Annotated in this window: 11 protein-coding genes; 1 reads left to right on the forward strand and 10 read right to left on the reverse strand. The window is 65.2% G+C overall.

What is annotated here, in order from left to right; translation table 11 throughout:
* Nucleotides 1–94: 94 nt before the first annotated feature.
* Genes hisC through ndk form a run of 9 tightly spaced genes read right to left on the reverse strand, consistent with a single transcriptional unit; the run spans nt 95 to nt 9112 of the window.
* Entirely contained in the window at nt 95–1168 is a 1074-nt protein-coding gene (hisC, locus tag ASD71_RS26340) for a histidinol-phosphate transaminase (protein ID WP_056571423.1), read from the reverse strand.
* 3 nt (nt 1169–1171) lie between these two features.
* Complete coding sequence (gene der, locus ASD71_RS26345) at nt 1172–2524, reverse strand: ribosome biogenesis GTPase Der (protein WP_056571428.1); 1353 nt, start codon at nt 2522–2524, stop codon at nt 1172–1174.
* 25 nt (nt 2525–2549) lie between these two features.
* Nucleotides 2550–3707, reverse strand: a complete 1158-nt coding sequence (bamB, locus tag ASD71_RS26350) for an outer membrane protein assembly factor BamB (RefSeq protein WP_056571431.1) — start codon at nt 3705–3707, stop codon at nt 2550–2552.
* Between the two features lie 5 nt (nt 3708–3712).
* Entirely contained in the window at nt 3713–4351 is a 639-nt protein-coding gene (locus tag ASD71_RS26355; protein WP_056571434.1) for a tetratricopeptide repeat protein, read from the reverse strand.
* A gap of 3 nt (nt 4352–4354) precedes the next feature.
* Nucleotides 4355–5641, reverse strand: a complete 1287-nt coding sequence (hisS, locus tag ASD71_RS26360; RefSeq protein ID WP_156395324.1) for a histidine--tRNA ligase — start codon at nt 5639–5641, stop codon at nt 4355–4357.
* 54 nt (nt 5642–5695) lie between these two features.
* Nucleotides 5696–6982 (reverse strand): flavodoxin-dependent (E)-4-hydroxy-3-methylbut-2-enyl-diphosphate synthase, encoded by a 1287-nt coding sequence (gene ispG / locus ASD71_RS26365; RefSeq protein ID WP_056571439.1) that lies wholly within the window; start codon nt 6980–6982, stop codon nt 5696–5698.
* Nucleotides 6983–6996: 14 nt separating this feature from the next.
* Nucleotides 6997–7491 (reverse strand): RodZ family helix-turn-helix domain-containing protein, encoded by a 495-nt coding sequence (locus tag ASD71_RS26370; protein ID WP_056571441.1) that lies wholly within the window; start codon nt 7489–7491, stop codon nt 6997–6999.
* Complete coding sequence (gene rlmN / locus ASD71_RS26375) at nt 7488–8642, reverse strand: 23S rRNA (adenine(2503)-C(2))-methyltransferase RlmN (protein ID WP_056571444.1); 1155 nt, start codon at nt 8640–8642, stop codon at nt 7488–7490. Before rlmN ends, ASD71_RS26370 begins: the two co-directional genes overlap by 4 nt.
* A 44-nt stretch (nt 8643–8686) precedes the next feature.
* Nucleotides 8687–9112: a nucleoside-diphosphate kinase gene (ndk, locus tag ASD71_RS26380; RefSeq protein ID WP_056571446.1), complete on the reverse strand. Its 426-nt coding sequence runs from the start codon at nt 9110–9112 to the stop codon at nt 8687–8689.
* Nucleotides 9113–9533: 421 nt separating this feature from the next.
* On the opposite strand from ndk, the gene ASD71_RS26385 reads away from it, so the two are divergent.
* The gene (locus tag ASD71_RS26385) at nt 9534–12428 is read left to right on the forward strand and encodes a valine--tRNA ligase (RefSeq protein ID WP_056571448.1); all 2895 of its coding nucleotides are present in this window, start codon (nt 9534–9536) and stop codon (nt 12426–12428) included.
* A 99-nt stretch (nt 12429–12527) separates the two neighbouring features.
* On the opposite strand, the gene ASD71_RS26390 is transcribed toward ASD71_RS26385, so the two are convergent.
* The gene (locus ASD71_RS26390; protein WP_056571450.1) at nt 12528–13817 is read right to left on the reverse strand and encodes an FAD-binding oxidoreductase; all 1290 of its coding nucleotides are present in this window, start codon (nt 13815–13817) and stop codon (nt 12528–12530) included.
* Nucleotides 13818–13825: the final 8 nt, after the last annotated feature.

Here is a 13825-nt window from a genome sequence, read left to right on the forward strand (position 1 = left end):
CGAAACACGTACTCTACAGGGTTTTCCCGGCCCGTGCTACTTGGCCAGGAAGCAAAAATGAGACCAGAGTTTTCCAGCTGAAAAGCCTCTGAAATCAACCCTGCAGGATCTTCTCGAGCGCTTGCAGAAGCTGATCGCATTGGCCTTCGGTACCCACCGTAATGCGCAGGAACTGGTCGATCCGCGCATGCCGGAAATGGCGCACGATGATGCTGCGCTCGCGCAAGGCGGTGGCGAGCATCGCGGCGTCTTTCGCCTGATGGCGCGCGAACACGAAGTTCGCCGCCGACGGGAGCACCTCGAAGCCTAGCGCCTCCAACCCTGCCGTCATGCGCGACCGGGTCTCGATCACGGCATTGCGGGTCTGCTCAAAATACTCCGTATCCTCAAGGGCCGCCACTGCGCCGACGGATGCCAGCCGGTCGATGGGGTAGGAGTTGAAACTGTTCTTTACCCGCTCGAGCCCGTCGATGAGCGCGGCGCTGCCTACAGCGAAGCCCACCCGCAAACCGGCCAGCGATCGCGACTTGGAAAGCGTCTGCACCACCAGCAGGTTGTCGTACCGCGAGACCAGGGGGATTACCGACTCAGCGCCGAAATCCACGTATGCCTCATCCACGACGACGACCGTGTCCGGATTGCCGGCCACGATGCGTTCGACCTCGGCGGCGCTGAGCGCGCGGCCGGTGGGCGCATTGGGGTTCGGGAAGATGATGGCGCCTGCCTGGCCGTGACGCGCCGGCAGGTAGTCTTCGACGTCGATGCGGAAATCCGCGGTGAGCGGCATCGTTTCGAACGCGATGCCGTACAGGCCGCAATACACCGGATAGAAGCTGTACGTGATGTCCGGAAAACGCAGCGGACGGTCATGCTTGAGCAGCGCAAGGAACGCATGCGCCAGGACCTCGTCGGAGCCATTGCCGACAAAGACCTGCTGCGGCTGCGCGCCGACGGCTGCGGCGATGGCCTCGCGCAAGCGGTCCGAGGACGGGTCCGGATAAAGCTTGAGCGTGTCGTCGCAGGCCGCGCGGATCGCATCGAGCACCTTGGGCGACGGCCCGTAAGGATGCTCGTTGGTGTTCAGCTTGACCAGGTTCTGAAGCTTGGGCTGCTCGCCCGGCACATACGGACTGAGCGTCCCGACAACGGGACTCCAGAAACGGCTCATGGATCAGCTTTCCTGCGTGTAGGGGTTGTGCGAGGACTTGAATTCGATACGCAGCGGCGTGCCGGCCAGGTCGAACGCATTGCGGAAACGCGTTTCGAGATAACGGCGGTACGAATCGGGAATCGCGTCCAGCGCATTGCCGTGAATCACGACCAGCGGCGGGTTCTGTCCGCCCTGGTGCGCATAGCGCAGCTTGGGACGGAAGATGCCCTTGCGCGGAGGCTGCTGCTGCTCGACCGCGGCCTGCAACTCGCGCGTGAGCTTGGGCGTGGACAGCTTGGCAAACGCGGCGGCGTGTGCGGCGTTGATGGACTTGAGCACAGGCTTGATGCCCTGCCCGCGCAGCGCCGAGATGGTGTGGACGCGCGCGAACGACAGGAAACGCAGCTTGCGGTTGAATTCGCGCTCGATGCGTTCCTTCTCTTCGCCGTCCAGGCCGTCCCACTTGTTGATGGCCACGACCACGGCACGACCGGTTTCCAGCACGAACCCGGCGATGTGCGCGTCCTGCTCGGAGATTTCGGTCTGCGCGTCGAGCATCAGCAGCACGACGTTGCTGGCCTCGATGGCCTGCAACGTCTTGATGACGGAGAACTTTTCGACGGCCTCGAAGACCTTGCCGCGCTTGCGCAGCCCAGCCGTGTCGATCAGCGTATAGCGGCGGCCATCGCGGTCGAAATCGATTTCGATGGCGTCGCGCGTCGTACCCGGCATGTCGAACGCGATCACGCGCTCTTCGCCCATGAACGTGTTGATGAGGGTGGACTTGCCCACGTTGGGGCGTCCCACGATCGCCAGCTTGATGCGGTGATCGTGCTCGCCTTCTTCGACCGGTTCTTCTTCGGCGGGCGGTTCGGCCAGATCCTTGAGCGCGAGCTCGATCAGGTCAACGATGCCGTCGCCGTGCGCCGCCGAAATGGGATAGGGCTGACCCAGGCCGAGTTCATGGAATTCGGCGATGGCGGGGCCCAGGCCCATGCCTTCAGCCTTGTTCACCGCCAGCAGCACACGCTGCTGACCGGATTTGCGCAGCAGCTGCGCAATTTCGTGGTCATGCGCGTTGATGCCCGCACGGGCATCCACCAGGAACACGACGACGTCCGCCTCGGCGATGGCCTGCCGGGTCTGGCGGGCCATTTCGAGCAGGATGCCGTCCTTGGCCACGGGCTCGAAACCGCCGGTATCGATGGCGATGAACGGAATATCGCCCACCCTGCCCTCGCCATAATGGCGATCGCGGGTCAGGCCGGAATAATCGGCCACCAGCGCGGCGCGCGATCGCGTCAGGCGATTGAAAAGGGTCGATTTCCCCACATTGGGGCGGCCGACCAGGGCAACGACAGGCTTGAAAGACACGGTAAAAGGCTTTGTTTTATAAGGTTCAGTTGGTGCCGATCAGGACGAGATTGCCATTGCCCGTCTGGACCAGCACGCCTTGGGGCGTCGTCTGCGGCGGTGACACGACCGCGCCGCCGCCCACCGACAGGCGCGCCATCAGGCTGCCGTCGCTGCGCGACAGGAAATGCACATATCCGTCCAGATCGCCGACAGCCAGCGCTCCCCCCAGCATAGCCGGAGCGGTGAGCTGGCGGTTCTTCAGGGCGGCCTGCTTCCAGAGATTACCGCCATTATCCAGCGCAAACGCGTTGACCACGCTGTTCTGGTCGGCAGAAAAGGCGAAGCGGTCATCGAGCGACAGGCCGCTGACGCTGGAGAAGTCCTTCGTCCAGAGCGGACGGCCACCGGCAGTGACGTCAAAGCAGACGATGCGTCCCTGATAGGCGACCGCGCACAGCAGGTTGCCCGCAATGCGCGGCGCACCGACCACGTCGGTCAGGCGTTCGAGGTCGCTGGCGCCGCGCGGCGTTGCCACGGTGCCTTCCCATTGCACGTTGCCGCTGTTGGACGCGATGGCCATGAGCTTGCCACCGGGCAGGCCGGTGATGACCAAGCCTTCGGCCAAGACCATTTGCGAAACGCTGCGCAAGGCGAGCGACGGGCCGGGACGCTGCACGCTCCAGACGCGTTCGCCGCTGTTGGCATCGAATGCCTGGATGCGATAGTCGCCGCTGCGCACAACAACGATGCCGTAGCCGACCGCGGGCGGGATCGCGACGTCGCTGGTGGCGCGGACCTTCCACTTCACCTTGCCGGTGTCGTCGAAGGCGATGACATCGCCGTTGGGCGACGCCACGGCGGTGGTGGTGCCGTCGCTGCCGGCGCCGGCCGACAGCTTGGTGTCGGCCTTGGCCTTCCAGATGGCACGGCCGCTTTGCAGATCGAACTTGCCGACGGAGCCGTCAGGCGTCGCGGCATAGACGGCGTCGCCGAGCACGGTGGGCGCGAAGCCCAGGCCGGAGCCGCTGCCAATGGACGTGGACCAGACCTGGCGCACGGACATGCCGGCCTTGTATTCAGTCAGGGGTGCCGGATCGTAGCGGCCGTCGTCATGGGAAAACATACCGCAACCGCCCAGGGCAAGCAGGCTTGCCAGCAGGACGGCGCCGCGCCACGTACGGCCAGGTGCAAATTTACGCATTACAGTCACGCTCCGCTCAAGGCATCCAGTTTCAGTTGCACAACCTGGGTCAGGGGATTGGCCAGGCCCAGGCCATCGATGGCGCTCTGCCAGGCCGCGCGCGCTTCCTCGCGCTTGCCTTGCGCAGCCAGCACGTCCCCGCGGCGGTCAGCGAACAAGGCGGCAAAGGCAGCCGGCGGATTGTTCAGCTGCGCCAGCGCGGCGTCGTATTGCTTCTGGTCGAGCATCATGCCCGCCAGGCGCAGGCGCGCCACGGCTTGCATGGAGGGGTTCTTGCCTTGGGCAGCCAGCCATTCGAGCTGTTCGCGGGCGCCGGCATCATCCTTCTGCGCCTGCAGGGCCTGCGCGGCCACGAGGGCGCCACGCGCGGCGTAGCCGGTGTTGGGATATTTTTCGCGCAGGGTCGCGGCGGCGGTCTTGATGCGCACCGAGGAATCGGCGCCGCCCAGTCGAGCGGCATCTTCCAGCGCTTCGAAGTAACCCATGGCCTGGTTGGCCTGGTGCGATTCGTACGCCTTCCAGCCCCACCAGCCGCCCCAAGCCAGGAGCACCACCGTCGTCAGCGCCAGCAGCAGCGTCCCGTAGCGGGCCCACCACGCCTTGATCGCGTCGAGTTTTTCCTGTTCTTCAAGATCGTATGCCATGCCTTAACCCTTGTTGTTCAATGCGTCGGCCAGCTTTGCCAGCGGAACCTGTTGCTGCGCCGCATCGCCCTGCTCTTCTGCGCGCAGGAACTTGACGCTGGCGGTCTGCGACGCCACTTCGTCGGCGCCAAGGATAACCGCAACGCGGGCGCCGCTGGCGTCCGCGCGTTTGAATTGCGACTTGAACCCCGCCGATCCGGCATGCACGATGACCGAGAGGCCCGCGTCGCGCAGGTCTTCGCCGACCCGGGCGGCAAGGCGCTGCGCGTCTTCGCCTTGGTGCACGATGTAGACATCGCACTCGGCCGGCGCGGCGATTTCAACGCTTTGTTCCCACAGGTCGAGCAGGCGCTCCATGCCGATGGCAAAGCCCACGGCCGGCGCGGTCTTGCCGCCCAGCAGTTCGACCAGGCCGTCGTAGCGGCCGCCGCCGCAGACCGTGCCTTGGGATCCCAGGCGGTCCGTGACCCATTCGAAGACGGTCAGGTTGTAGTAGTCCAGGCCGCGAACCAGGCGCGGGTTCAGGCGGTATTCGATGCCGGCGTCGGTCAGGCGCTGGCACACGCCCTCGAAGTGCGCGCGGGATTCTTCGCCCAGGAAGTCGAACAGGCGCGGCGCGCTGTCGGCCATTTCCTGCATGGCGGGGTTTTTGGTGTCCAGCACGCGCAGCGGATTGGTGTACATGCGGCGCTGGCCGTCCTCGTCGAGGATGTCGCGGTGCTTTTCCAGATGCTGGATCAGAGCGGCGCGGTGGGCGGCGCGTTCAGCCGGCTGGCCCAGCGAATTCAGTTCCAGGCGCACGTCCTTCAGGCCCAGCAGCTTCCAGAGGCGGGCCAGCATGACGATGAGTTCCGCGTCCACATCGGGACCGGCAAAGCCGAGGGCTTCGACGTCGATCTGGTGGAACTGGCGATAGCGGCCGCGTTGCGGGCGCTCGTGGCGGAACACGGGACCGATGGAGTAGACGCGTTGCGGGCGGTCGTAGAGCAGGTTGTGCTCGATGGAGGCGCGCACGATGCCGGCGGTCATTTCGGGGCGCATGGTCAGCGACTCGCCGTTGAGCGCGTCGGTGAACGTGTACATCTCTTTTTCGACGATGTCGGTGACTTCACCAATACCGCGCGCAAACAGGCGCGTATGCTCAAGCACCGGCGTGCGCACATTGCGATAGCCGTAGCCGCGCAGCCACCCGCGCACGATTTCCTCGAATTGCTCCCAGCGGGCGCTTGCCCCCGGCAGCAGGTCATTCATGCCGCGTATGGCGGCGACTTTCTGGAAAGCTTGAGTCATCTTGATCATGCCGCTGGCGCGCCCGAGAAGCGCGCCAGTGGCTACACCCTTACTTTAGTGAGAGGCGAGCGCGCCATAACGGCGCGCAACGTATTCTTCAACGATGGCCTGGAACTCTTCGGCGATATGGTCGCCCTTGAGCGTCACCGTGCGCTCGCCGTCGACGAACACCGGCGCGGCCGGCACTTCGCCGGTGCCCGGCAAGCTGATGCCGATATCGGCATGACGGCTTTCGCCCGGCCCATTGACCACACAGCCCATCACCGCGACGTTCATGGATTCGACGCCGGGATACTGCGCACGCCACACCGGCATCTGCCGGCGCAGGAACGACTGGATGCTGTCGGCCAGTTCCTGGAAGAACGTGCTGCTGGTGCGGCCGCAGCCCGGGCAGGCGACGACCATGGGCGTGAAGGCGCGCAGGCCCATGGTTTGCAGGATTTCCTGCGCGACGATGGCTTCGCGGCTGCGATCGCCGCCCGGCTCAGGCGTGAGCGATATGCGGATGGTGTCGCCGATGCCTTGCTGCATCAGCACGGCAAGCGCGGCGGTCGAGGCCACGATGCCCTTGCTGCCCATGCCGGCCTCGGTCAGGCCCAGATGCAGGGGATAGTCGCAACGGGCGGACAGATCGCGGTAGACCGCGATGAGATCCTGAACATGGCTGACCTTGCACGACAGAATAATGGCGTCGCGGCGCAGGCCGAGTTCTTCGGCGCGCTGGGCATTGCTGATGGCCGAGACAACCAGCGCGTCGCGCATGACGGCCTGCGCTTCCCAGGGCTGGGCGCGCCGGCTGTTTTCGTCCATCTTGCGCGCCATGAGTTCGTGGTCCAGGCTGCCCCAGTTGACGCCGATGCGCACCGGCTTGTCGTAGCGGCAGGCGACTTCGATCATTTGCGCGAAGTTGTCGTCGCGGCGCTTGCCGCCCCCCATGTTGCCGGGGTTGATGCGGTACTTGGACAGCGCCTGCGCGCATTCCGGAAACTGCGTCAGCAGCTTGTGGCCGTTGTAGTGGAAGTCTCCCACCAGCGGCACGTTGACGCCCATGCGGTCGAGCTGTTCGCGGATGGCGACGACCTCGCGGGCGGCTTCCGGCGTGTTCACGGTGATGCGCACGAGCTCGGAGCCGGCCTGCGCCAGTTCCTTGACCTGGATCGCGGTGGCAATGGCGTCCGCGGTGTCGGTGTTGGTCATGGACTGGACCACGACCGGGGCGTCTCCGCCCACCGTCACGACGCGTTCGCCCCACTTGACCGCGACGGAACGCGTGGCGCGGCGCGCCGCGGCTCCCACCGAGGGAGGCGGCGCGTCCTGGCAAGGCAGAGAAGAATCTTGCATCGGGTGGAACCGGGTTACTTGGTCGGCTTCGGCAGCCAGTCGGCCGGCAGCCACTGCTGCGGCAGCCAACCTTGCCAGAAGGCATACGCCACGCCGGCGGCCAGCACCAGCACAATGGCGATCAGCCAGCCCCAGGACGTCGTGGACGAGCGGTCGTCGTCGGCGCTGGATTGGGGGATGGAATGCGCCGAGTGCAGCGAACTGGGGCTAAGCTTGGCCGGCCCCGTGACGCGAGCCTTGGGGTCGAGCGAATCGACGATGGCCTCGGCGTCGGCGCCAAGCAGGCGCGCGTAGTTGCGGACGAGGCCGCGCAAGGAAACGCCGGTGGGCAGATGATCCCACTGTTCGTTTTCAAGGGCTTCGATCTGCTTGGTGGAAAACTTGATGCGGCTGGAGACTTCGTCGAGCGACCAGCCCTTGGACTGGCGCAAACCGCGCAAGGCGGCGCCCACGCTGCCCACCGAACCGGCGGACGAGTCGGAAACTGCAGAAGCGAAATCCTGCGTCATGCGTGCACCTGTTTAATTGGTATGGTCTGGCGCTGTGCGGCATTGCGCTCGGTGATCCGAGTGCGATCCCGCACCTCTCCGGCCAGTTGGCCGCAAGCCGCATCGATGTCGTCGCCCCGGGTCTTGCGGACCGTGGTGATGATGCCGGCGTCCATGAGACGCTGGGCAAACACCTTCACCCGCGCCGAGGCCGATCGCTTCAGGCCGGACGCGGGGAATGGGTTGAACGGAATGAGGTTCAGCTTGCAGCGCACCTGGCGTGCAATGTGGATCAGTTCCTTGGCGTGCTGGTCGGTGTCGTTGATGCCGTCCAGCATGCAGTATTCAAACGTGATGAAGTCGCGCGGCGCAAATGCGAGATAGCGTTCGCAGGCGGCCAGCAACTCCTTCAGCGGGTATTTCTTGTTCAGCGGCACGAGCTCGTCGCGCAGCGCGTCGTTGGGCGCGTGCAGCGAAACGGCAAGCGCCACGGGACAGTCTTGCGACAGGCGGTCCATCATGGGGACGACGCCAGAGGTGGACACCGTGACGCGGCGGCGCGACAGCCCGTAAGCGTTGTCGTCCAGCATCAGGCGCAGCGCAGGCAGGACCTGATCGTAATTGAGCAGGGGTTCGCCCATGCCCATCATGACGACGTTGCTGATGACGCGCGTGTCTTCGGTGGCGCGGGCGCTTTCAAGGCGGGCCGTGCCGATGTCGGCCTCTAGCACGCGCTTGGCCCACCACAACTGGCCGATGATTTCGCTGGTCTTCAGGTTGCGGTTGAAGCCCTGGTGCCCGGTCGAGCAGAAGCGGCAGTTCACCACGCAGCCAGCCTGACTGGAAATGCACAGCGTGCCGCGGTCGTCTTCGGGGATGAAGACGGTTTCGATGGCATTGCCCTGCCCCACATCAAACAGCCACTTGCGGGTGCCGTCGGTCGAGCGCTGCTCGATGTTGACGGGCAATGCCTCGATGCGGCATTGCGACGCAAGCTGGCTGCGGAAATCGCGGGCCAGGTCGGTCATGGCGTCGAACGAATCGGCGCCGCGCTGGTGCATCCAGCGCTGCAACTGGCGGGCACGAAACGGCTTGCCGCCCCACTGCCCGACCAGTTCGGACAGGGCGGAGCCGTCCAGCCCCAGCAGATTGATTCGTTCGACGGATTCCATAACCAGGTAAAACTTAAAGCGCTTTCAACAACTTAAGCCAAAAATTAACGGCTGTGGATGTTGATTTCGGGGAAGAAGAAAGCCACTTCGACAGCGGCCGTTTCCGGAGCGTCGGAGCCGTGAACGGCGTTGGCGTCGATGCTGTCGGCGAAGTCGGCGCGGATGGTGCCGGCGTCAGCCTTCTTGGGGTCCGTGGCGCCCATCAGGTCGCGGTTCTTCTGGATGGCTTCTTCGCCTTCCAGCACTTGCACGAACACGGGGCCCGAGATCATGAAGTCGACCAGGTCCTTGAAGAAGGGACGGGCGGCGTGCACGGCGTAGAAACGCTCGGCGTCGGCGCGCGACAGTTGGGTCAGGCGGGCGGCGATGACCTTCAGGCCGGCTTGCTCGAAACGGCCGACGATCTGGCCGATCACGTTCTTGGCGACGGCGTCGGGCTTGATGATCGAGAGGGTGCGTTGAATGGACATAAAGGACTCCGAAAACTGATTTCTGACGGGTTTCTAATTAATTGCCTGGCGGGGCTCTGTGCTTGCCGATGCCGCCCTTGGGTGCCACCCTTCGGTGCCACGTCAAGCGCCATCGCGCCGTTGGCACGCAGGAGGTCCGAAACGTATGGGTGTCTCGGGCCGTCCTGAACCACCGACCAAGACAGGATTCGACACTGCCGACCTGTCGGACGCATCCTGGAATGCCAGCGGGATTCCGGATGCAGGCGAATCCAATGATTCTGCGCGCATTTCCGAAGGAATCCTCAATGAATTCAGGGACTTCTAAAAGGTTTACAGTAACCCGGTATTCTAACACGCTGAGAAGACCGCATTACATCTTAAAATGAGCGGTTTGCTGCCCGCGTCCTACCCGGGCGCCCCTGTCTGCCGGAACTTAGTAATGACTCAAGCTGCTCCCCCGAACGCCGCGCCCATCGCCGGCGAAACCCCGGAACTCTCCAAGAGCTTCGAACCCTCCGAACTGGAATCCCGCTGGTACGCCGAGTGGGACAAGCGCGGTTACTTCGCCGCCGGCCAGCACGTGAAAACGGGGACGGAAAGCCAGCCCTACGTCGTCCAGTTCCCCCCGCCCAACGTGACGGGCACCCTGCACATGGGCCACGCGTTCAACCAGACCATCATGGACGGGCTGGTGCGCTACCACCGGATGTCGGGCGACGACACGGTGTTCATTCCCGGCACCGACCACGCCGGCATCGCCACGCAGATCGTCGTTGAAAGACAGCTCGACGCGCAAAAGGTTTCGCGCCACGACCTGGGCCGAGAGAAATTCGTCGAGAAAGTGTGGGAATGGAAGGAAAAGTCTGGCAGCGCCATCACCGGGCAGGTGCGCCGCCTGGGTGCGTCGGCCGACTGGCCGCGCGAATACTTCACCATGGACGACCGCATGTCGCGCGGCGTGGTGGAGACCTTTGTCCGCCTGCATAAACAGGGACTGATCTATCGCGGCAAGCGGCTGGTCAACTGGGATCCCAAGCTGCTGACCGCCGTTTCCGACTTGGAAGTGCAGTCCGAAGAGACCGATGGCCACATGTGGCACATCCTCTATCCGTTCGTCGACGGCCCGCAAACCATCGTCGACAACGAGGGCCAGACTGTCACTCTGCGCGGCATGACCATCGCCACGACCCGCCCTGAAACCATGCTGGCCGACGGCGCGCTGTGCGTGCATCCCGATGACCCCCGCTACAAGCACCTGGTGGGCAAGCAGGTCGAGCTGCCGCTTTGCGACCGCAACATTCCCATCATCGCCGACGACTTCGTCGACCCCGCATTCGGCACGGGCTGCGTGAAGATCACGGGCGCCCACGACTTCAACGACTACGCCTGCGCGATGCGCCACGATCTGCCGCTGATCGTGATCTTCACGCTGGACGCGCACATCAACGAAAACGGTCCCCAGCAGTTCCAGGGCATGGAACGCTACGAGGCCCGCAAGGCCGTCGTCGCGCAGTTGGACGCCGAGGGTTATCTGGTCAAGGTCGAGCCGCACAAGATGATGCAGCCCAAGGGCGACCGCACCGGCGTCGTGCTCGAGCCCATGCTGACCGACCAGTGGTTCGTCGCGATGAGCAAGCCCGCGCCGGAAGGCACGCTGAACCCCGGCAAGAGCATCACCGAGGTCGCACTGGAAGTCGTGGCCGACGGCCGCATCCAGTTCTACCCGGACAACTGGACCACCATCTACAACCAGTGGCTGAACAACATCCAGGACTGGTGCATTTCGCGCCAGCTCTGGTGGGGCCACCAGATTCCGGCCTGGTACGCGGAAGACGGCCAGGTATTCGTCGCCCACGACGAAGCCGGCGCAATCGAACAGGCGCGCGCCGCCGGCGTCACGGGTCCGCTCACGCGCGATCCCGACGTGCTGGACACGTGGTTCTCGTCGGGCCTGGTGCCCTTCACGACGCTGGGCTGGCCGGAAAACACGCCGGATCTGCAGCGTTACCTGCCCTCCAGCGTCCTGGTCACGGGCTTTGACATCATCTTCTTCTGGGTGGCGCGCATGGTCATGCTGACCACGCACCTGACCGGCCAGATCCCGTTCAAGCACGTCTACGTGCACGGCCTCATCCGCGACGCCGACGGCCAGAAGATGAGCAAGTCCAAGGGCAACACGCTGGACCCGGTGGACCTGATCGACGGCATCGACCTGGACGGTCTGGTGGGCAAGCGCACCTACGGCCTGATGAATCCGAAGCAGGCCGGCGCGATCGAAAAGGCCACGCGCCGCCAGTACCCGGACGGCATCCCCGCCTACGGCACCGACGCGCTGCGCTTCACCATGGCAGCCTACGCCACGCTGGGCCGCAACATCAACTTCGACCTGAAGCGCTGCGAGGGCTACCGCAATTTCTGCAACAAGCTCTGGAACGCCACGCGCTTCGTGCTGATGAACACCGAAGGCCATGACCTGACGGTGGCTGATGCCGGCGAACTGTCCTTCGTGGACCGCTGGATCATCAGCCAGATGCAGACGCTGGAAGCCGACGTCGCGCGCGGTTTTGCCGACTACCGCTTCGACAACATCGCCAACGCGATCTACCGCTACGTGTGGGACGAATACTGCGATTGGTACCTGGAACTGGCCAAGGTGCAGATCCAGACCGGCACGCCGGCCCAGCAGCTTGGCACCCGCCGCACGCTGATCCGCGTCCTGGAATGCGTGCTACGCCTGGCGCACCCGATCATTCCGTTCATCACGGAAGAACTGTGGCAGAAGGTGTCTGTCGTGGCCGGCAAGCGCAAGGAAGGCGCCACCGACAGCGTCAGCGTGCAGCCCTACCCGAAGGCCAATCCGGATGCGGTGGACACCGCCGCCGAAGCCGACGTGGCCGAACTGAAGGCGCAGGTCGAGGCCGTGCGCGCGCTGCGCGGCGAGATGAGCCTGTCGCCCGCCCAGAAGGTGCCGCTGTGCGCCCAAGGCGACGCACCCATGCTGACGCGCAACGCGCCGTACCTGGCCGCGCTGGCCAAGCTGAGCCAGGTCGACGTGCTGGACGTCCTGCCCGACGCCGGGGCGCCGGTGCAGGTCGTCGGCGGCAGCCGCCTGATGCTGCACGTTGAAATCGACGTGGCCGCTGAGCGCGTGCGCCTGGACAAGGAAATCGCCCGCCTCGCCGGCGAGATCACCAAAGCGCAGGGCAAGCTGTCCAACGCGAGCTTCGTCGAACGCGCCCCCGCCGCGGTCGTCGAACAGGAAAAGGCCCGCATGGCGCAATTCGGCGAGACGCTGCAGAAGGTGCAGGAGCAACGCGCCAAGCTGGGCGACTGATCCCCGCGCTTTAAGTGCAATCCCAGAAACCCCGGACGCCGTTCCGGGGTTTTTGCTTTGGGAGTGACGACGGGAGTTGGGCGGTGGACCTGGCGGCCTTCAAACACCGCCGTCCGTCATCCGGTACCAGCTCACCACCGCGTTGACGTACAGCCGGCGCAGCGGATAAAGCGGAAACGGCACGATAGGCGACAGGGGCACGGGCAATGCGTTGGCATCGCCCGTGGCCACGTATTGCGCCATCGCGGCGCCCATGCACGTCTGCAGGCCGACGCCACGGCCCTGGCAGCCGATGTCCACCAGCAGTCCGGGCTGCGGCTCATGCAGATGCGGCAGATAGTCGCGCGTGACGGCGACCCGGCCGCACCAGCGGAATTCGAAGGGCGTGCCCGCCACCTGCGGGAACATCTTCACCATCACGCGTTCAAGGTGCGCCCAGTCGGACTCGCCCTTGGGCTCGCGGAAGGGGCCGCGGCCGCCCATCAGCAACCGGCCCTGGTGATCCAGACGGAAGTACAGGAGCAGGTTGCGCGTGTCCGAGGTGACGTGGCCCTCGGGGAATATGCCCGCGCGGATGCGGTCCGGCAGCGGCACGGTCGCCACCTGAAACGTATTGGCGTCGATGATGGACGGCTTGAGTCCGGGCCACAGATCGCCGCCATAGGCATTGGTGCACATCACCACGCGATCGGCGCTGACCGAGGGGCCGCGTGCCGTGGACACCGTCCATTTGCCACCGTCACGCCTCAGTCCAGTGACGGGCGTGTCGGTGTGCAGCATCGCGCCCGCATTCAGCGCGGCGCGCGCCAGACCTCGCGCGTAGCTCAACGGCTGCACCGCCCCCGCCCGCCGGTCCACCCATCCGCCCAGGTACTTGTCGGCGCCGATCAGACGCGCGACCTGCGACCGGTCGAGCGGCTGGGCGTCCACGCCAAGGCGCGCCCACTGCGCCGCGCGGCCTTGCGCGATGCGCAGCGCCTGCGGCGTGTGCGCGCCCTGGATCCACCCGGCGCGCACGCGCGGCACGTCCATCGCATGGCGTTCGATCAAGTCAAAGACGACATCCGCCGTCGCGCCGGCGAATCGTGTCAGCCGCTCGCCGCGCTCGGGCCCGAACATCGAAATCAGATCGTCCGGGTCGTACTTCAAGCCGGGAATGACCTGGCCGCCATTGCGGCCCGATCCGCCAAAGCCGATCTCGCGCGCTTCCAGCAGCACGACCTTGACGCCGCGCTCGGCCAAGTGCAAAGCGGTGGACAGGCCGGCGTAGCCGCCGCCGATCACGGCGACGTCTGCCTGCGCCGAAGCGTCGAGCGGCGCGGTGGGGGGCGGCGCCGCCGCGGTGGCCGCCCACAGTGACGGGGAAAGAGGAAACGGCGCTGGCTGCATGGGGCTTC

Source organism: Achromobacter sp. Root565, from assembly GCF_001427425.1.
Lineage (GTDB): Bacteria > Pseudomonadota > Gammaproteobacteria > Burkholderiales > Burkholderiaceae_B > Achromobacter > Achromobacter spanius_D.